Annotated in this window: 15 protein-coding genes and 2 tRNA genes; 14 read left to right on the top strand and 3 right to left on the bottom strand. The window is 72.7% G+C overall.

The annotated features are described in order from the left end of the window. Positions 1 to 145: 145 nt before the first annotated feature. Complete coding sequence (locus tag AY578_RS10770) at positions 146 to 1,267, bottom strand: M48 family metallopeptidase (protein WP_028961183.1); 1,122 nt, start codon at positions 1,265 to 1,267, stop codon at positions 146 to 148. A gap of 283 nt (positions 1,268 to 1,550) precedes the next feature. On the opposite strand from AY578_RS10770, the gene AY578_RS10765 reads away from it, so the two are divergent. The 9 genes from AY578_RS10765 to AY578_RS10725 all read left to right on the top strand — a co-directional run bounded on the left by AY578_RS10765 (position 1,551) and on the right by AY578_RS10725 (position 6,445). Beyond that, on the top strand, positions 1,551 to 1,715 hold the full coding sequence (locus AY578_RS10765; RefSeq protein WP_006136080.1) for a hypothetical protein: 165 nt from the start codon (positions 1,551 to 1,553) through the stop codon (positions 1,713 to 1,715). 70 nt (positions 1,716 to 1,785) lie between these two features. Further along, positions 1,786 to 2,424: a nicotinate-nucleotide adenylyltransferase gene (nadD, locus tag AY578_RS10760; RefSeq protein WP_019523116.1), complete on the top strand. Its 639-nt coding sequence runs from the start codon at positions 1,786 to 1,788 to the stop codon at positions 2,422 to 2,424. Between the two features lie 16 nt (positions 2,425 to 2,440). Then, positions 2,441 to 4,162 carry a LytR C-terminal domain-containing protein gene (locus AY578_RS10755; protein WP_258902298.1) on the top strand — a complete coding sequence of 574 codons (1,722 nt, stop codon included), beginning with the start codon at positions 2,441 to 2,443 and terminating at the stop codon, positions 4,160 to 4,162. A gap of 110 nt (positions 4,163 to 4,272) precedes the next feature. After that, a complete protein-coding gene (rsfS, locus tag AY578_RS10750) occupies positions 4,273 to 4,719 on the top strand; it encodes a ribosome silencing factor (protein ID WP_026243566.1) in 447 nt (148 codons plus the stop codon). Next, a complete protein-coding gene (locus tag AY578_RS10745; RefSeq protein WP_258902297.1) occupies positions 4,710 to 5,384 on the top strand; it encodes a histidine phosphatase family protein in 675 nt (224 codons plus the stop codon). The genes rsfS and AY578_RS10745 overlap by 10 nt, the downstream gene beginning before the upstream one ends. Before the next feature lie 162 nt (positions 5,385 to 5,546). Further along, positions 5,547 to 5,619 (top strand) — tRNA-Ala (locus AY578_RS10740). 202 nt (positions 5,620 to 5,821) lie between these two features. Further along, a complete protein-coding gene (locus AY578_RS10735; protein WP_019523120.1) occupies positions 5,822 to 5,995 on the top strand; it encodes a hypothetical protein in 174 nt (57 codons plus the stop codon). A 3-nt stretch (positions 5,996 to 5,998) separates the two neighbouring features. After that, on the top strand, positions 5,999 to 6,232 hold the full coding sequence (locus tag AY578_RS10730) for a hypothetical protein (RefSeq protein ID WP_019523121.1): 234 nt from the start codon (positions 5,999 to 6,001) through the stop codon (positions 6,230 to 6,232). 140 nt (positions 6,233 to 6,372) lie between these two features. Continuing rightward, a tRNA-Ala gene (locus AY578_RS10725) sits at positions 6,373 to 6,445 on the top strand. A 145-nt stretch (positions 6,446 to 6,590) separates the two neighbouring features. On the opposite strand, the gene AY578_RS10720 is transcribed toward AY578_RS10725, so the two are convergent. Next, the gene (locus AY578_RS10720; protein ID WP_019523122.1) at positions 6,591 to 8,204 is read right to left on the bottom strand and encodes an NADH-quinone oxidoreductase subunit NuoF family protein; all 1,614 of its coding nucleotides are present in this window, start codon (positions 8,202 to 8,204) and stop codon (positions 6,591 to 6,593) included. Then, the gene (locus AY578_RS10715; protein ID WP_258902296.1) at positions 8,201 to 9,421 is read right to left on the bottom strand and encodes a ferric reductase-like transmembrane domain-containing protein; all 1,221 of its coding nucleotides are present in this window, start codon (positions 9,419 to 9,421) and stop codon (positions 8,201 to 8,203) included. Before AY578_RS10715 ends, AY578_RS10720 begins: the two co-directional genes overlap by 4 nt. A gap of 485 nt (positions 9,422 to 9,906) precedes the next feature. On the opposite strand from AY578_RS10715, the gene leuS reads away from it, so the two are divergent. From leuS to AY578_RS10690, 5 genes are all read left to right on the top strand, one after another. Further along, entirely contained in the window at positions 9,907 to 12,774 is a 2,868-nt protein-coding gene (gene leuS / locus AY578_RS10710; RefSeq protein WP_019523124.1) for a leucine--tRNA ligase, read from the top strand. A 185-nt stretch (positions 12,775 to 12,959) separates the two neighbouring features. Beyond that, complete coding sequence (locus tag AY578_RS10705) at positions 12,960 to 13,712, top strand: hypothetical protein (RefSeq protein WP_019523125.1); 753 nt, start codon at positions 12,960 to 12,962, stop codon at positions 13,710 to 13,712. A 93-nt stretch (positions 13,713 to 13,805) separates the two neighbouring features. After that, positions 13,806 to 14,651 carry a DegV family protein gene (locus tag AY578_RS10700; protein ID WP_136239040.1) on the top strand — a complete coding sequence of 282 codons (846 nt, stop codon included), beginning with the start codon at positions 13,806 to 13,808 and terminating at the stop codon, positions 14,649 to 14,651. Between the two features lie 561 nt (positions 14,652 to 15,212). Beyond that, positions 15,213 to 16,175 (top strand): ComEA family DNA-binding protein, encoded by a 963-nt coding sequence (locus AY578_RS10695; RefSeq protein ID WP_234008127.1) that lies wholly within the window; start codon positions 15,213 to 15,215, stop codon positions 16,173 to 16,175. Continuing rightward, positions 16,172 to 18,688 (top strand): ComEC/Rec2 family competence protein, encoded by a 2,517-nt coding sequence (locus AY578_RS10690; protein WP_136239041.1) that lies wholly within the window; start codon positions 16,172 to 16,174, stop codon positions 18,686 to 18,688. The genes AY578_RS10695 and AY578_RS10690 overlap by 4 nt, the downstream gene beginning before the upstream one ends. Positions 18,689 to 18,690 lie beyond the last annotated feature (2 nt).

Raw genomic sequence — 18,690 nt, 5'->3', positions numbered from 1 at the left:
CGGGCGCCGCGTCCGCTTCGCGGTGCGCCGGCAGGAGACGGCACACCGGCTGTGCTCGCAGTGCCGGGCGCCCGGCGTCGGCGAGGCCGGCGGGCCTGCGCGCCCGGACGGCGCGTCGCCCCGTCCCACACCCGGCCGAGGCGTCTCACGCCTGGTCGCGCGGCGGGGCCCCGTCCGTGCCGGTGTCCGTGCCGTCACCGGTGTCCGGGCCGGACGGGCCGGGCTTGGGGGACGCGAACCCGCCGAAACCGCGCCGGACGCGGTCGCCCAGGTCGCCGGCGCCGCCCGCGATGTCGCTGACCAGCTTCATCAGCGGGTCCTTGGAGGTCCGCATCTCGTCGGCGTAGGTGCTGGCCGACTCCCGCCAGGAGTCCCGCACCGACGCCTCCTTGTCGTCCTCGCGGCGCGGGTAGTGGCCGTCCATGATCCGCTGGAAGTCCCGGGAGGCCGCCCACTTCTTCAGCTCGGCCGCCCGCACCGTGGTGAACGGGTGCGAGCGCGGCAGCACGTTCAGGATCTTCAGCACGGAGTCGCGCAGGTCCCCGCCCGACTCGTACTCCTCGGCCTGCTCCAGGAACGCGTCCACGTTCATCTCGTGCAGATGGTTGCCGCCCGCGATCTTCATCAGGCCGCGCATCGACGCCCGCACGTCCTGACCCACCAGCAGCCCCGCCCGGTCCGCGGACAGCTCCGACTTGCGGAACCACTCCCGCAGCGCGGTCACGATCGCCATGATCGCCACGTTCCCCAGCGGGATCCAGGCCACCCGGACCGCGAGCGACGTCAGGAACAGCAGGACCGTCCGGTACACCGAGTGACCGGACAGCGCGTGCCCGACCTCGTGCCCGACGACCGCCCGCATCTCCTCCTCGTCGAGCAGCTCCACCAGACCCGTGGTCACCACGATGATCGGCTCGTCCAGACCGATGCACATCGCGTTGGGGACCGGGTCCTGGTTGACGTACATCGGCGGGACCTTCTCCAGGTCCAGGATGTAGCAGGCGTCCCGCAGCATGTCGTTGAGGTGCGCGAACTGCCGGTCCGAGACCCGCACCGAGTCGGACAGGAACAGCAGCCGCAGGCTGCGCTCGGGCAGCAGCCCGCTCAGCGCCTTGAAGACCGTGTCGAACCCGCTCAGCTTCCGCAGCGCCACCAGCGCGGACCGGTCGGCGGGGTGTTCGTACGCACGCGAGGAGATTCCGGGGAAACGCCTGCGCTGCCTGCCGGGCACCCTGTCGTGCCCGTTGTGCTGGTGGCCGTCGGACATGTATCCCCCATGTGCGTCTGATGGACCTGCGCGGCCGCCGGTGCGGCCCACGCTCCCCCCCGCGGCGGACCCAGCCTAGGCGGGACTCCCCCGCGCGGGCAGCGGGACGGCCGCTTTGTGCGGCCCCACGCGGAAGGACGACCGGGCACCGGGCAACGGTTGCCTCCCCACGTCATGACGCCGCGCGCCCGCAACGGCGGAGTCGGCGTGATCGCCGCGAAGCCGCCCGCATACGATGAGCGCACGTCTTTATCCCGCCCACACGCGATAGGTCCTGCCGAAGATGAGCTTCCCCAGCACCGCTGCCCAGATGGTCACCCTCGCCGCCGAGGGCGGAGAGCACGGCGGCAACCACGAGAGCCTCAGCCCCTACCTCACCGGCGGCGGCGCCCTGTTCGTGCTGCTGCTCCTGCTGTGGATCACCACCCGCTTCAACCGCGACCGCTGAGCCGCCGGGCCCCCGCCCCGAGGGCACTGGCGGGCGGGGTCCACAGGCGGGGCCGGTAGGGTCTGCACGCATGGGAGAGCAGGACATGCCTACCGGCCCCGGCACCGGCCCGGTCGCGCGGGGCAAGCGCCGTCTGGGCGTCATGGGCGGCACTTTCGACCCGATCCACCACGGGCACCTGGTGGCGGCCAGCGAGGTGGCCGCGCAGTTCCACCTCGACGAGGTGGTCTTCGTCCCCACCGGGCAGCCGTGGCAGAAGAGCCACCGCGCGGTCTCGCCGGCCGAGGACCGCTACCTGATGACGGTCATCGCCACCGCCGAGAACCCCCAGTTCTCGGTCAGCCGCATCGACATCGACCGCGGCGGACCCACCTACACCGTGGACACCCTGCGGGACCTCGACGCGCTCAACCCGGACACGGACCTGTTCTTCATCACCGGCGCCGACGCCCTCGCCCAGATCCTGACCTGGCGCGACAGCGAGGAACTGTTCTCCCTGGCACACTTCATCGGCGTGACCCGGCCCGGCCACCACCTGACCGACGCCGGCCTGCCCGAGGGCGGGGTCTCGCTCGTGGAGGTCCCGGCCCTCGCCATCTCCTCCACGGACTGCCGTGCGAGAGTCGCCAAGGGCGACCCCGTCTGGTACCTGGTGCCGGACGGCGTCGTGCGCTACATCGCCAAGCGCCAGCTGTATCGCGGCGAGTGAGCCGAGAGGGGCACCGGTGAACGACGGATACGACGCGGGGTACGGGGACGGGGGCCCGTACGAGCTCGTCGGCTACGACGAGTACGGCCGGCCGGTCTACCGGCAGGCCGCCGACCAGCAGACGCAGCAGCAGTACGACCCCTACGGTCAGCAGCAGGGCGGCCAGGGCCAGCAGGGCTACGGCTACGACCCGTACGCGACGGGCGGCCACCAGCAGCCCGCCTACGACCCGTACGGGAACGGCGGCGGCTACGGCTACGACCCCTACGCGACGGGCGGCCACCAGCAGCCCGCCTACGACCCCTACGGCACCGGACAGCAGCCCCGGGTCACCGAGCAGACCGCGTACATACCGGAGCAGCCCCCCGCCCCGGAGCCCCCCGCCCCGGAGCGCACCGCGCACATCCCGCAGCAGGCCCGCCCGGCCGGCGACGACAGGGACGGCGACGGTTCCGCCCCCGAGTACCGCACCGAGCAGTTCGCCTTCGTCGAGGAGCCCGACGACGGCTCCGAGGACGTCATCGACTGGCTCAAGTTCACCGAGAACCGCACCGAGCGCCGCGAGGAGGCCCGCCGCCGCGCCCGCAGCCGGATCATCGCCCTGACCGTGGTGTTCGCGCTGGTCGTCGCCGGCGGGGTCGGCTACCTCTGGTACGCCGGGAAGCTCCCCGGCCTCTCCGCCTCCGACAAGGGCACCGGCACCACCACCGCCGCGGGCGCGCAGAAGCGGGACGTGCTCGTCGTCCATCTGCACGACACCGAGCACGGCGGCACCTCCACCGCGCTGCTCGTCGACAACGCCACCACCAAGCAGGGCACCACCGTGCTGCTGCCCAACTCCCTCGCCCTGACCGCCGAGGACGGCACCACCACCACGCTCGCCAAGTCCGTCGAGGACGACGGCTCCGAGGGCACCAGGACCGCCCTCGACACCGCCCTCGGCACCGACATCGAGGGCACCTGGCGCCTGGACACCCCGTTCCTGCTCACCCTCGTCGACCTGGTCGGCAACATCGAGGTCGACACCGACACCGACGTGCCCGACCCGGACGCCAAGAAGAAGGGCCAGGCGCCGCTGGTCAGGAAGGGCAAGGGCCAGACCCTCAGCGGCAAGATGGCCGTCGCCTACGCCACCCACCGCGGCCCCGGCGAGGCCCAGGACGCCCAGCTGAAGCGGTTCGGGCAGGTGCTGCACGGGGTGCTGCGCAAGATGACCTCCGACCCGGACGCCGCCACGACCACCGTGCAGACCCTCGGCCAGATCATCGAGCCGCCGCTCACCGACGCGGACCTCGGCGCCTTCCTCGCCGGGCTCTCCGACCTCGCCAAGGGCGGCGACCACCGCACCGAGCTGCTGCCCGTCGAGGAGGACGGCACGCTCACCGACGAGGCCGGCGACAAGGTGGTCAAGGACGTCCTCGGCGGCACCGCCAAGAGCCCCGACCGGGACGCCGCGGTCACCGTCTCCGTCCGCAACGCCACCGGCGACAAGGACAACGCCGAGCAGGCCCGCGTGGTGCTCCTCAACGGCGGCTTCACCTTCCTGGAGGGCGGCACCGCCGGTTCCGCCGAGGCCACCTCCGAGGTCGTCTACGCCGACCCCGCGGAGAAGGAGAACGCCACCGAGGTCGCCAAGACCCTGGGCCTGCCCGCCGACGCCGTCACCAAGGGCAAGATCTCCGGCAACGCGCGCGTGGCGGTCGTCCTCGGCCAGGACTACGACCCCGGCACGGAGTAGGGCGCGGCGACCGGAGGCGACGGGAGGCGCACCCCGCGTAATGACGTGGGGTGCGCCCGGCGGTCCGTGAGACCCTGGAGGTCAACCGACCGTCGACCGAAAGCCACGCAGTGACCGCAACCGACCGTTCCATCGAGCTCGTCAACACCGCCGCCCAGGCGGCCGCCGACAAGCTCGCGCACGACATCGTCGCCTACGACGTCAGTGACGTGCTGTCCATCACCGACGCATTCCTGCTGGCCTCCGCGCCCAACGACCGCCAGGTCAAGTCGATCGTCGACGAGATCGAGGAGCGGCTCAGCAAGGAGCTCGGCGCCAAGCCGGTCCGCCGCGAGGGCGACCGCGAGGCCCGCTGGGTGCTGCTCGACTACGTCGACATCGTCGTCCACGTCCAGCACAGCGAGGAGCGCGTCTTCTACGCCCTGGAGCGGCTCTGGAAGGACTGCCCCGAGCTGGACCTCCCGGAGGACGCCAAGGCCACCCGCGGCAAGGCCGCCGAGCACGCCAAGCTCCAGGAGGCCGAGGAGGCGACCGGGCCGGGCGGTGAGTGGCGGTGAGCACCACCGGTGAGGTGAGCGGCTCCGAGCGCCGGGGCCGCCGCATCATCCTGTGGCGGCACGGCCAGACCTCCTGGAACGTGGAGCGCCGCTTCCAGGGCTCCACGGACGTCGAGCTGACCGGGACCGGCGTGGCCCAGGCCCGCCGGTCCGCCCGTCTGCTCGCGGGCCTGAGGCCCGACGCGATCGTCGCCTCCGACCTGAAGCGGGCCGCCGCGACCGCCGCGGAGCTGGCCGCGCTCACCGGCCTGCACGTCGTCCACGACGAGGCCCTGCGGGAGACCTACGCGGGCGTCTGGCAGGGTCTGACGCACGACGAGATCATCGCCCGGTACGGCGAGGAGTACGCCGCGTGGAAGCGCGGCGAGCCGGTCCGCCGCGGCGGCGGGGAGCTGGAGACCGAGGTCGCCGACCGCGCCGCCCCCGTGGTGCTGCGGCACGCGGAGAAGCTCCCGGAGGACGGCACGCTCGTGGTCGTCAGCCACGGCGGGACGATCCGCACCACCATCGGCCGGCTGCTGGGTCTCGACCCGCGCAGCTGGGAGAGCCTGGGAGGCCTCAGCAACTGCTGCTGGTCCGTCCTCGGCGAGGGCGCCAAGGGCTGGCGGCTGATGGAGCACAACGCCGGCACCCTGCCCGAGCCGGTGCTCGGCGACGACGACTGAGGACGGCCGTGCCCGCCGCCGGGGCCTCCGGCGGCGGCCGTACGACCCGCCCCGCGGCGTCCCGGACCCGGATTTCACTTTCTGGCAGGTCGCAGGCTAAAGTTCTTCTTGTTCGCCCCGCCGAGCGGGGCGAAACCAGGAAGTCACTTCATGTGGCGGCCAGGGGCTATAGCTCAGTTGGTAGAGCGCCTGCATGGCATGCAGGAGGTCAGGAGTTCAATTCTCCTTAGCTCCACATGGTGAAGATCCCGTCTCCCTCGGTGGAGGCGGGATCTTTTGTCGTCCGCCGGTGAGCGTGGCGGCGTTCCCCGTCGTATACCTCTACGAGGCGTACAGCCGTGTCCCTACCGGTACCACGGCGTCGCTGACCGTATTGGCCCGGTCGTGGCAGAATCAAACGACCGGAAGGGGGCGCGGCCCGACGGGAGGGAGTTGTGATGCCTGCGAGCATCCTCGAGGGGGTCGACCACCTCCTCGGAGCGGTGTCGACCCGACGGACCTCTACGCGTCTCAGCTGCCCTTCCTGCGGTTCCGCACACGTCGCCCAGGTGCTCGGCGACAACGGCGGGATCTCCTACGTGTGCACGGCCTGCGGCCACAGCTGGAGCTGACCGATGGGTGCACACAGGCGGAAGTGCGACTGGTGCGGCAGCGGCACGCCCATCGTCCGCGACATGGAGCCGCTCAACCCCGACTACCAGTACTGGTGCGAGGAGTGCGCGCGGGCGCTGATCATAAAAGGCGACCCCATCGAGACGTACCGGGAACTCGAGGGGGAGCCGATCTACGGCCGGCTGCTCGAGGAGCACTGCACCCTCAAACGCTTCTACTCGTTCGTGACGGCGTGAGCGCCTGAGGGCGGGGGAGCGCCCCTGCGCGGGCGGGCCTTCCGGACGGAACCGGGCGAAGCGAAACCGATTTGGTGTTGGGCCGGGGGGACCGTGTAAAGTTGGCGTCGCCGCCGGGGAAACCCGGGGGAACACCGCAAGGGGCTATAGCTCAGTTGGTAGAGCGCCTGCATGGCATGCAGGAGGTCAGGAGTTCAATTCTCCTTAGCTCCACAGAAGTCGAGGGCGGATCATCCGAACGGATGGTCCGCCCTCGGTCGTTGTGTGCTGTGGACCACACCGAACGCGAACCGCCCTCTCCGGCGGCCTCGGACCGCCGGAGAGGGCCGGCTGCGTGGTGTGTCCCCCTGTCGGCGCTTCAGCGTCCCAGAGCGCGCCTGCCGCGGCTCTGGGAGAGCACCGGAAGGTTCCGGGACGGCGCCTTCGGCTGGGGCGCCGATTCCTCGATGCGCAGGGCCAGTGCCGGGCAGCGGCGCACCGCGCGCAGCGCCTTCGCCTCCGCGTACCGCGGCACCTGCGCCTGAGCCACCGTCGGGAAGCCGTCCGCGCCGAGCTGGAACACCTCCGGAAGGAGGTCCGCGCACAGCCCGTGGCCCCGGCACAGCGTCCAGTCGACGAAGATCTTCTGACGGCTCGGGCCGTTCTTGTCCTCGTCCTCACCGCCCGGGATGCCCGTCGGGGCCGCTCCGCCCTCGAACAGCGGCAGCACGCCGGCCACGGGGCGGCCGCAGCCGTTGCCGAGGGCGTGCAGCGCGATGTCCTCCGTGAACGCCTTCAGCGTCGATTCCAGGAACATCGCCGAACCGTCCGGGTGCGAACAGGCCCCGCGCCGTTTCACGTTCTTCGCGACCTGCCGGACCGCCTCCAGCGCGGCCGCGCCGCCGCCGCCCAGGATGTCCTCCAGGCCGCGTGCGGCGGCCGGGAGCCCCAGGTAGCAGGGGCCGCACTGGTTGGCGCTCTCCTGCGCCAGCCACTTGGCCACCATCAGCGACTCGCCCAGCGGGCAGGTGTCCTGACTGATCGGCAGGATCGCCCCCGCGCCCAGCGAACCGCCCACCGCGTCCAGCGAGTTCCGGGAGACGATCGCCTCGTTCACGGTCGCCGCGTCGATCCACTTGCCGTGGTAGCCGCCCGTCAGCACCCCCTGCGGGACCGGTGGGGCGCCGGCCAGCTGGAGCACGTAGCGCAGCGGCACGCCGGTGGGCACCTCGACCACCATCGGGCGGGCCACCGCCCCGGACACCGTGAGCATCACGGTGCCCGGCTCGTCGTACAGGCCGGTGTTGCCGTAGCGCTCCGGGCCGATGCGGGCGGCGATGGCGAGCTGGGCGAACGTCTCGGCGTTGGACAGCAGCGTGGGCGCGCCGCCCACACCGCTCTTGGAGGCGCTGGTCTTGCGTCCCGGCGGGATGGCCGGGCCGCCGTCGATGGAGCGGATCAGGGAGGCGGCGGCCCCCGTCACCATGCGCACCGGGTTGCGCTGCACCCGGGCGCGCAGCGCCGAGCGGCGGCCGTTGCTCAGGCCGCGCTCGGCGAGCGCCTGTTCCATCGAGCGCTGCGTGGACTCACGGGTGACCCCCACCACGAGCGTGCGGGCGCCCATGGCCTCGGCGCACAGCAGCGCGCCGTCCAGGATGAGGTGCGGCGCCCGGTTGATGAGCACCGTGTCCTTGCGGCACGCCGGTTCGTCCTCGCTGCCGTTGACGACGACGACAGGCCGGACGCCGCGCTTGATCGCCGATTCGGCGACCGAGCGCAGCTTCTTGTGGAAGGGGAAGCCCGCGCCGCCGCGGCCCCTGAGGTTGATGCGCTCGGCGAGCTGCGCGAGCTGCTCACCGCCCAGGGGCTCGAGCGGGCCGTGCACCTTGAGGTGCATCTGCAGATCGAGCCGGTCGACAAGGTCGAAACCCGACGTGAGCTGGGGAAGTCCTACGACGCGGACTTCGGGGACGTCGGGCAGGGCCTCGTTCAATTGAAGCCTCCGGAAGGCGTGTTCCAAGGTTCGCCCGACCCCGGTGCGTCGAAGTCGTAGGCCGACGAGGACACACCGGGGGTTGGTGCATTGGCGGGACCGCTGTTGTACGTGTCACCCGGGTTGTACGTGCCGTAGAGGGTGTTCGTCTCAGCGGTGTCGTACACATCACTCGACCCGTAGCCGGAGGCGACCGAATTGTTGTAGGTCGGGATGGTGTATCCGGTGTCGTTGAGCGGGTCGTAGGCCGACGGAGGGGCCTCGCCGACCGGCGGCGGGGACGGGACCGGCCAGCTGCCCGAGGTGCTGGAGGGCGAGTCCACCCGGGGTATCGCCTCCGTGGCCTGGAGGTCCGGCATCTCCATGCGGGCGGTGGCGTCCGTGAGCGGGTTCTGCGCGGCGGACTGCCGGGGGGACACCGCGCGGTAGGCGGCCGCGAAGCCGTTCGCAGGTTCCGGGGCCGGGCCGGGGGCGTCGTACGACGCGCGCTCGGCGCGCGGCCGCTGCTCGTCGCGGGCGCCTACGCCGCCGTAACCGGGCAGAGCGGACTCGGCGTTGCGCGCTCTGGCCTCGTCCAGCCGGCTGCCGGGCTGCTGGTCGAGGCCCAGCATCGAGGTGATCTTGTCGGCGACCTTGCGCTTGACCTGGCGCGGGGAGGCCCGCAGCACCAGGGCCGCGAACACGCCGAACAGCGACAGGCCGTACAGGATCATGAAGATCGGCTTGGCCGCTCGACCCGCGTAGAGGCCGTGGACCAGCGCCGCGCACCAGGCCGGATAGGCCAGCATGTGCACCGCGCGCCAGCGGGCGGCGACCTCCGCCGGGGAGGCGAAGCGGTTGCGCAGGATGCCCGTGATCGCCACGAAGATCATCAGCATGCCGGCCAGGGTGCCGAGGCCGATCAGGAAGCTCCGGCCCATGACGGCCTCGTCGTCGGTGAGGACGAGCCCGAAGGGGATCACGGCCGCGATCCACGAGGTGTGGGCCAGCGCCAGCTTGATCACGATGTGGATCAGCAGGAAGACGACGGACGCGACGGCCGTGGTGCGGTGCACCGCCTGCGCGAGGATCCGCTGCCGGGGACCGAGCAGGATCCGGTCCTGCGCCACGAGTCCCCAGATCACGGAGCAGCTGAGGCAGACGAGCGACAGGACGCCGACGCCGAAGTTGAGGAAGTCGACGAACCAGTCGTCCGCCGTGCTGTCGTCCGGCCTCACGACGCACCTCCGGACGTCCGGACGCACAGCGGGTACGACGGAGTCGCAGCCGACCTGCCCCGGGAGGGGGGTGGGCTGCCGAGTGGACGAGGGTTCATGGGGGCAACTCCGAACGGTTCGGTAAAGCGGTCCCGCTGCCGAACTCTAAGCCTCGTCGTACCCGTCAGTACCAGGTTTGAGTTATTGCGCTGTTATCAAAAGACAATGAGGCCGTAGTGTTGTCCGCTTAGGGGTTGTTACGCGAAGTAACCTTTGACCTTTGTTCAGTGTGCCGTGGAAGGGCGTCGCGGCGAGATCTGCCCCTGCGGTACCCTGGCCGCATGCGTGCCGTACGCCTTCTGCTTAGCGAGCCGCGCTGATCAGTCCCGACCGCCGATGTTCCGGCAGGTCGGAATCGGCGCGGCGTCCCCTCCTGTGCGAGGGGTTTTTTCATTTCCAGGAAGTCGCAGCAGCAGGCAGAGTCGATCGATGGAGCTTTGAGGATCATGAGCGAGACGAACCCCGCAGCCGCGGAGGCCGCGCCGCACCGCTACACGGCCGCCCTGGCCGCCGAGATCGAGGCACGCTGGCAGGACTTCTGGGACGCCGAGGGCACCTACGCGGCGCCCAACCCCAAGGGCGACCTGGCCGGCGACCCGGAGGTGGTCGCGCGGCCCAAGAAGTTCATCATGGACATGTTCCCGTACCCCTCGGGCGCGGGCCTGCACGTCGGACACCCCCTGGGCTACATCGCCACCGACGTCTACGCCCGCTTCCAGCGCATGACCGGGCACAACGTCCTGCACACCCTGGGCTTCGACGCCTTCGGCCTGCCCGCCGAGCAGTACGCCGTGCAGACCGGCACGCACCCCCGCGTGTCCACCGAGGCCAACATCAAGAACATGCAGGTCCAGCTGCGCCGGCTGGGCCTGGGCCACGACAAGCGCCGGTCGTTCGCCACGATCGACCCGGACTACTACAAGTGGACCCAGTGGATCTTCCTGCAGATCTTCAACTCCTGGTACGACCAGGACGCGCAGAAGGCCCGCCCGATCTCCGAGCTGGTCGCCCAGTTCGAGTCCGGTGAGCGCCCCGTGCCCGGCGGCCGCTCCTGGAGCGAGCTGAGCTCCGTCGAGCGCGCCGACCTGCTGAGCGAGTACCGCCTGGCCTACGCCTCCGACGCGCCCGTCAACTGGTGCCCCGGCCTGGGCACCGTGCTGGCCAACGAGGAGGTCACCGCCGACGGCCGCTCCGAGCGCGGCAACTTCCCCGTCTTCAAGGCGAAGCTGCGCCAGTGGAACATGCGCATCACGGCCTACGCCGACCGCCTGCTGGACGACCTGGACGCCCTGGACTGGCCCGAGGCGATCAAGCTGCAGCAGCGCAACTGGATCGGCCGCTCCGAGGGCGCCCGCGTCGACTTCCCCATCGACGGCGAGAAGATCACCGTCTTCACGACCCGCCCCGACACCCTGTTCGGCGCCACCTACATGGTGCTGGCGCCCGAGCACCCGCTGGTCGAGAAGTTCACCCCGGACGCCTGGCCCGAGGGCACCCACGAGGTGTGGACCGGCGGCCACGCCACGCCCGCCGAGGCCGTCGCCGCCTACCGCGCCCAGGCCGCCTCGAAGTCCGACGTCGAGCGGCAGGCCGAGGCCAAGGACAAGACCGGCGTCTTCACCGGCGCCTACGCGACCAACCCGGTCAACGGGCAGAAGGTGCCCGTCTTCATCGCCGACTACGTCCTGATGGGCTACGGCACCGGCGCGATCATGGCCGTCCCCGGCCACGACACCCGCGACTTCGCGTTCGCCCGCGCCTTCGAACTGCCGATCGTGTGCGTGGTCGAGCCGACCGACGGCCGCGGCACCGACCCCGCCACATGGGACGACGCCTTCGTCTCGCACGACGCGAAGATCGTCAACTCCTCCGGCGAGCACATCTCCCTGGACGGGCTGAACGTCACCGAGGCCAAGGCCCGCATCACCGAGTGGCTGGAGCGCGAGGGCCACGGCGAGGGCACCGTCAACTTCCGCCTGCGCGACTGGCTGTTCAGCCGTCAGCGCTACTGGGGCGAGCCCTTCCCGATCGTCTACGACGAGGACGGCGTCGCCCACGCGCTGCCGGAGTCGATGCTGCCGCTGGAACTGCCCGAGGTCGACGACTACAGCCCGCGCACCTTCGACCCGGACGACGCCGACACCCAGCCCGAGACGCCCCTGTCCCGCAACGAGGACTGGGTCAACGTCACCCTGGACCTGGGCGACGGCCCCAAGAAGTACCGCCGCGAGACCAACACCATGCCCAACTGGGCCGGTTCCTGCTGGTACGAGCTGCGCTACCTGGACCCGCACAACTCCGAGAAGCTGGTCGACCCGGAGATCGAGCGGTACTGGATGGGCCCGCGCGAGGGCATGCCGCACGGCGGCGTCGACCTGTACGTCGGCGGCGCCGAGCACGCCGTGCTGCACCTGCTGTACGCCCGCTTCTGGTCCAAGGTGCTGCACGACCTGGGGCACATCTCCTCCGCGGAGCCGTTCCACAAGCTGTTCAACCAGGGCATGATCCAGGCCTACGTCTACCGCGACAGCCGGGGCATCGCCGTGCCGGCCGCCGAGGTGGAGGAGCGCGACGGCGGCTACTGGTACCAGGGCGAGCGCGTCACCCGCCTGCTGGGCAAGATGGGCAAGTCCCTGAAGAACGCGGTCACCCCGGACGAGATCTGCGCCGAGTACGGCGCCGACACGCTGCGCCTGTACGAGATGGCCATGGGCCCGCTGGACGTCTCCCGTCCCTGGGACACCCGCGCGGTCGTCGGCCAGTTCCGCCTGCTGCAGCGGCTGTGGCGCAACATCGTCGACGAGGCGACCGGCGAGGTGACCGTCGTCGACACCGACGACGTCGACGAGGACACCCTGCGCGCCCTGCACAAGGCGATCGACGGCGTGCGCGGCGACCTGGAGGGCATGCGCTTCAACACCGCCATCGCCAAGGTCACCGAGCTGAACAACCACCTCACCAAGCGGGGCGGCCCGCTGCCCCGGTCGGTCGCGGAGCCGCTGGTGCTGCTGGTCGCGCCGCTGGCCCCGCACATCGCCGAGGAGCTGTGGCGCAAGCTGGGCCACACCGACTCCGTCGTCCACCAGGACTTCCCGGTCGCCGACCCGGCGTACGTGGTGGACGAGACCGTCACCTGCGTGGTGCAGATCAAGGGCAAGGTGAAGGCGCGGCTGGAGGTGTCCCCGGGCATCTCCGAGGACGAGCTGGAGAAGACCGCGCTGGCCGACGAGCGGGTGGTCGCGGCGCTGGACGGCGCAGGCATCCGCAAGGTGATCGTGCGGGCGCCGAAGCTGGTGAACATCGTTCCGGCCTGACGCTTGCCGGTCCGGCCGTCACCGGTCCGGTCATGGCCCGGCCTGACCCTTACGGGTAGCGGCCGGGTCGTCTGCGGGCAGGTTCGGGGTTCCGCCGGAACTCCGGGCCTGCCCGTTGCGTTTACCGTGGAAGAGCGGCACGACATGTGCCGGGACAGGCTGGACGTGCCCGGAGGAGGAGCCTCGTGGAAGCGGTGTTCGCAGTGATCGCGCTGCTTTTCGTGCTCTTCGTGGCCCTGGGCGTGTACGCCACGGTGAAGGTCGTCGGGGCCGCGAAGCGCAGCGCTGACCGCCATATCCACCAGGCCCGCCGCACGGTCGAGGAGCACACCCTGCGCGCCAAGGCGTTCGCGCAGACCGGCCCGGCCGGCGAGATCGCCCAGCTCCGGCTGAAGCTGCGCACCTCGATGCGCGCCACCCAGGACGCCCTGGAGGCGGTCGCCGTCGAGGACGGCTCGGTGAAGGAGTCACTGTCCCTCTTCCAGCGTCTCAGTGCGCACGGCCACGAACTCGACGCCGAACTGCGTCGCCTGGAGGGCGAGCCGGACCGCGCCACGCTCTCGGCGCGCCTGCCCGGCCTGCGCGAGCGCACCGAACGCATCACCAGCTCCGCCGACTCCCTGCGCTGGGCCACCCGCGACCGCGCCCGCCGCTTCGCGGACGACGACCTCGACTCGCTGAGCGCGCAGATCGACATGGAGGCCGGCGCCCTGCGGCACTGGACCACCACGGACCAGCCGTCCACGCCCGCACCCCCGCGCTGGCCCGAGGCCCCGGCCGCCGATGCCGCCGGACCCGGCCAGACCTGGCCGGACACCGCCCGGCGGGAGGCGGAGCCGCGGCAGGGTGACGACCAGGAGCGGCCCGCCATCGCCCCGGCCGCCCCGCGCCCCACCTACCCCTGGCAGAAGAAGCCGCGCCCCGAATCCACCACGTGACCACCCCCTGAGCGCACTGATCGTCCCGCGGCGGACGACGCCCCCACGGGCCCGGGCTGCCGCACGGCCACCTCGGCAGGTAACCTCCAGCTCATGTCCCGCCATGTCGCGATCGTCACCGATTCAACGGCCTACCTTCCGGCCCGGACGATGGAGCGGCACGGCATCACGGCGGTACCTCTGACCGTGGTGCTGGGGGACCGCGCCCTCGAGGAGGGCACCGAGATCTCCACCCGCTCCCTCGCCCAGGCTTTGCAGAAGCGGCGTCCCGTCACGACGTCCCGCCCGAGCCCCGAGCTCTTCGCGGAGACCTACCGCAGGGCCGCCGAGTCCGGCGCGACCGGCATCGTCTCCCTCCACCTCTCCGCCGAGCTGTCCGGCACCCACGACGCGGCGGTCCTGGCAGCCCGTGAGGCGCCGGTGCCCGTCCGCGTGGTCGACACCGGCATGATCGCGATGGCCCTCGGCTTCTGCGCGCTGGCGGCCGCTCAGACGGCGGAGGCGGGCGGCACGGTGGACGAGGCGGTCACCGCGGCGGAGAAGCGGGCGGCGGGCACCTCGGCCTACTTCTACGTCGACACACTCGACTATCTGCGCCGGGGCGGCCGGATCGGCGCGGCGCAGGCCCTGCTGGGCTCCGCCCTCGCCGTGAAGCCGCTGCTGCAGCTGGCCGGCGGGCGCATCGAACCGCTGGAGAAGGTGCGGACGGCGTCCAAGGCGATCGCCCGCCTGGAGGAGATCGCGGCGGACCGCGCGGGAGGCGCGGAGGTGGACGTCGCCGTCCACCATCTCGCCGCTCCGGAGCGCGCCTCGGCCCTGGCCGACCGGCTCCGCACCCGGCTGCCGGGACTGTCCGAGCTGCATGTCAGCGAGGTGGGGGCGGTGATCGGGGCGCACACGGGACCGGGGTTGTTGGGGGTTGTGGTTTCGGCTCGGTGAGGGGCGGGGGCTCGGGGTGGATCGGGGCCCCGGGGTGGGGCGCGTCCCCTCGATCGGGTGACGGGGTTTTCCACAAGTGGATGCTCGTCCACGGGTTTTGACCATGATCATCGCGAGGGTGCGGTTGTGCCCGACCCTCGTCGCATGGCACTTCGATCACAGACACGTACCGCTGTTCCGACGAGTGGTCCGGGGCGTGGGCCCCTGTCCGACGGCCGCACGTCCCACAACCGTCACCGTCATCGCCGGGGGCGCCCGAGCCGGGCGCGCGCGTGGGGGCGGGACGGGGACCGTCAGGATCCGGGGGAGGAGATCCGGCGGCGGGCCGAGACGCTGTTCGGTGGGGAGCCCGGGGATGCGGTGGTGCGCGGCGGTCGTCCGGCGCGGGGAGCGCGGAGGGCACCCAGCTGGGCGCGGCCGGAGCTGGGAGCGGGTCGCGCATTAGCGGGAGTGAAGGGTGGGGCGCCGCCCTCGCGACCGCGTCGCCGGGTCGTGGTGGTGGATCGTCAGGGGGGCGCGGGGCATGCGCTGCTGACGAGGCCTCGGTCGGGCGCCTCTGCCGTGGACCAGACGCTGGAGTTGAGGCGGCTGCCCGACCGCGCGGGAGCGCCTTCGGTGGTCGCCGGGTCGGGCGGGGGCGCGGACGCGGCGGCCCGTCCGGGGCGGTTCCTCGGCGTCGGGCCGGAGGGCGAGGAGCCGGCGACCTACCCCGTGCGCCTGCCGGATCCCGCGGACCGGGAGACGCCCGACGGGATGCCCGAACCGGGGCCGCCGCCGGAGTCTCCGTCCGGGCGGCTTCTCGGCCCCGCGCTCCGGGAGCGGCTGCCGCTGTGGGTGCAGGCCCGGTGCGGGCTGGAGCGGCGCAGTGTCGTGGCGCTCTCCGCGCTCCTCGCGCTCGCCCTGGTGTTCGCCGTGCAGCACTTCTGGACCGGGCGCACCCAGCCGGTGAGGGCGCCGGAGGTGGTGCGGGCGGCGCCGGCCGCGCAGGGCAAGGGCATGGACGGTGGCGGAGGAGATCCCTCGGGCGCGCCGGATCCCTTCGGGCAGGCGGGCGGCACGACGGGGCAGGCGGGCGGCACGACGGCTTCCGAGATCGTGGTCGACGTCAGCGGCAAGGTACGGGACCCAGGCGTCCACCGGCTGCCCGCGGGCTCACGGGTCGAGGACGCGCTGAAGGCGGCCGGCGGGGTGCGGCCCGGCACGAAGACGGGCGGGCTCAACCGCGCCCGGTTCCTCGTGGACGGCGAGCAGTTGGTGGTGGGCGGACCGGCGTCGGCCGCAGCGGCGGCCCCCGCGGCCCCGGCGGGCACGGGAGCGGCGGCGGGCCCCACGGCACCCGTCTCCCTCAACACCGCCACCGTCGACCAGCTCGACACCCTTCCCGGTGTCGGCCCGGTCCTCGCCCAGCACATCGTCGACTACCGCACCCGCAACGGCGGTTTCCGCTCGGTGGAGGAGCTGCGGGAGGTCAACGGCATCGGCGACCGCCGCTTCGCCGACCTACGGGACCTCGTACGGCCATGAGCACCCTCACCCGCGTCGACCCCAAAGCCTCCGCTGACCAGCCGGGCGCCTCCCGTCCCCGGCAGGAGGGGCCGGCCGACCTCCGGCTGGTGCCGCCCGCCCTCGCCGCCTGGGCCACGGCAGCGGTGATGCTTCACACCCCGCCGGGCTGGGCCGTGACGACCGTGGTCGTCTCGGTGCCGGCCGCCGCCGCGCTGCTCCTGGCGCGCCGGCGCCTCACGGTGCGGGCGCCCGTGACCGCGCACGCCGTCGCCGCCACCCTGCTGTGCATCGCGGCAGCCGCCGGTTCGGCGGGCCTGCACGGCGCGGACGTCCGGCGCGGTCCGGTCCCCGAGCTGGCCCGGGAGTACGCCCGTGTGGTCGCGGAGGTGGAGGTCACCGCCGACCCACGGCTCACCCGGCCCCGGGTCAGCGGCAACCGGATGGCTCCGGTGTCCGTGCTGGTCGAGGCCGAGGTGCGGCGCGTGGAGAGGGCCGGAACGACGACCCGTGCCACGCGGGCACCCGTCCTGCTGATCGTCGACCCCGGCGACGAAGACGGAACCGCCACCACCGCCGCCGAGCACCACGACTCACCCTGGCTGACCCTGCTCCCCTCCACCCGGCTCAGGGTCGAGGCGGGGCTCGCGCCCGCGCGGGAGGGTGGCGACCGGTTCGCGGCGGTGCTTCGGGTGGACGGCCGCGACGGTCCCCGGGCCGTGGGCGGACCGTCGGCTTCTCAGCGGCTGGCGGGACGGCTGCGCGCCGGACTGCGCGAGGCGACCGAGGACCTGCCCCAGGACGCGCGGGCGCTGCTCCCGGGGCTGGTCGTCGGGGACACCGCGCGGGTGACGCCGGAGCTGGACCAGGCGTTCCGGGAGACCGACCTCACCCACACCCTCGCCGTGTCCGGGGCGAACTTCACCATCCTGCTCGCCCTGCTCCTCGGCCCGCCGGGGCTGGCGCAGCGGGCCGAGCGGCGCGGGCTCGCGCCCCGCCTCGGCATCTCGCTGCGGACCACGGCGGTGCTGGGCGGGGTGCTGTCCCTGGCGTTCGTCATCGTGTGCCGGCCCGACCCGAGCGTGCTGCGCGCCGCCGCCTGCGGTTCCGTGGCGCTGCTCGCGCTCGCCACCGGCCGCCGCAGATCCCTCGTCCCGGCCCTGGCCACGGCCGTCCTGCTTCTCGTGCTGTACGACCCGTGGCTGGCCCGCAGTTACGGCTTTCTCCTCTCCGTGCTGGCGACCGGCGCGCTGCTCACCCTCGCCCCGCGCTGGAGCGAGGCGTTGTGCCGTCACCGGGTGCCGCCCCGGATCGCGGAGGCGCTGGCCGCCGCCGGTGCCGCGCAGGCACTCTGTGCTCCGGTGGTCGCCGTGCTGTCGGCCCGGGTGAGCCTGGTGGCGATCCCCTGCAACCTGCTCGCCGAGGCCGCGCTCGCCCCCGCGACCGTGCTCGGCTTCCTCGCGCTGGCCGTCGCGCCGGTCGCGATGCCGTTGGCCGAGGCGGTGGCGTGGTGCGCGGGCTGGCCCGCCGGGTGGATCGCGCGGGTCGCCCGGACCGGGGCGGCGATGCCGGGCGCAGGTGTGGACTGGCCGGGCAGTTGGACGGGCGCGGCGGCGCTCGGCGCGGTCACCGTGGCCGTGCTGCTCGTGGGGCGCCGGCTGCTGCGGCACCCCTGGTGGTGCGCCGCGTGCGCACTGCTGCTGACGCTGGTGGTGGTGCAGCCCCGGCCGCTGGTGCGCACGATCACGGGCTGGCCGCCGCCGGGCTGGCGGATGGTGATGTGCGACGTGGGGCAGGGCGACGCGCTGGTGCTGGCGGCGGGGGAGGGCGCCGGGGTGGTCGTGGACGCCGGACCGGACCCGGAGTCGGTCGACCGCTGCCTGCGTTCCCTCGGGGTCACCCGTGTCCCGCTCGTCGTCCTCACCCACTTCCACGCCGACCACGTGGCCGGGCTGAGCGGGGTGCTGCGCGGGCGCGAGGTGGGCGGCATCGGGACCACGGGCCTGGAGGAGCCGTCCGACCAGGCGGCGGCCGTCCGAAGAGCCGCGGCCGCCGCGGGCGTCCCGGTCGTACGCGTCGTCGCGGGGGAGCGACGCCGGGCGGGTGACCTGTCGTGGGAGGTGCTGTGGCCGCCGCCCGGAAGCCACCCGGTGGTGGAGGGGCCGAACGACGCCAGCGTGGCCATGCTGGTCCGCACCGGCGGACTGCGCCTGCTCCTGCTCGGCGACCTGGAACCTCCGGCCCAGCGCGCCCTGGCCCGTTCACCCGCGGCGCGGCAGCTGGCCGGCGTCGACGTCCTCAAGGTCGCCCACCACGGCTCGGCGTACCAGGACCCGGGTCTCGTGCGCCTCGCCGCGCCGCGCCTGGCGTTGATCAGCACCGGCGAGGACAACACGTACGGCCACCCCGCCCCGGCGACGGTGGACGCGCTGCGGGCCGGGGGAGCGGCGGTGCTGCGGACCGACCGGGACGGGGCGTTGGCGGTCGTTCCCGGGACGGGCGGGGACGGGGAGCTGGAGGTGGCGCGACACTGAGA

This window comes from Streptomyces thermocarboxydus (genome assembly GCF_024760485.1).
In the GTDB taxonomy this organism is placed as follows: domain Bacteria; phylum Actinomycetota; class Actinomycetes; order Streptomycetales; family Streptomycetaceae; genus Streptomyces; species Streptomyces cellulosae.
The sequence above is the reverse complement of the archived record's forward strand: the minus strand, read 5'-3'. Positions and strand labels throughout refer to the sequence as shown.

Bases quoted from the DNA above. Each gene is read 5' to 3' on its own strand.
- AY578_RS10730 (WP_019523121.1), top strand. From the start codon at position 5,999: ATGGGTGCACACAGGCGGAAGTGCGACTGGTGCGGCAGCGGCACGCCC.
- nadD (WP_019523116.1), top strand. From the start codon at position 1,786: ATGGGAGAGCAGGACATGCCTACCGGCCCCGGCACCGGCCCGGTCGCG.
- AY578_RS10700 (WP_136239040.1), top strand. From the start codon at position 13,806: ATGTCCCGCCATGTCGCGATCGTCACCGATTCAACGGCCTACCTTCCG.
- AY578_RS10770 (WP_028961183.1), bottom strand. From the start codon at position 1,267: ATGTCCGACGGCCACCAGCACAACGGGCACGACAGGGTGCCCGGCAGG.
- AY578_RS10765 (WP_006136080.1), top strand. From the start codon at position 1,551: ATGAGCTTCCCCAGCACCGCTGCCCAGATGGTCACCCTCGCCGCCGAG.
- leuS (WP_019523124.1), top strand. From the start codon at position 9,907: ATGAGCGAGACGAACCCCGCAGCCGCGGAGGCCGCGCCGCACCGCTAC.
- AY578_RS10735 (WP_019523120.1), top strand. From the start codon at position 5,822: ATGCCTGCGAGCATCCTCGAGGGGGTCGACCACCTCCTCGGAGCGGTG.
- AY578_RS10690 (WP_136239041.1), top strand. From the start codon at position 16,172: ATGAGCACCCTCACCCGCGTCGACCCCAAAGCCTCCGCTGACCAGCCG.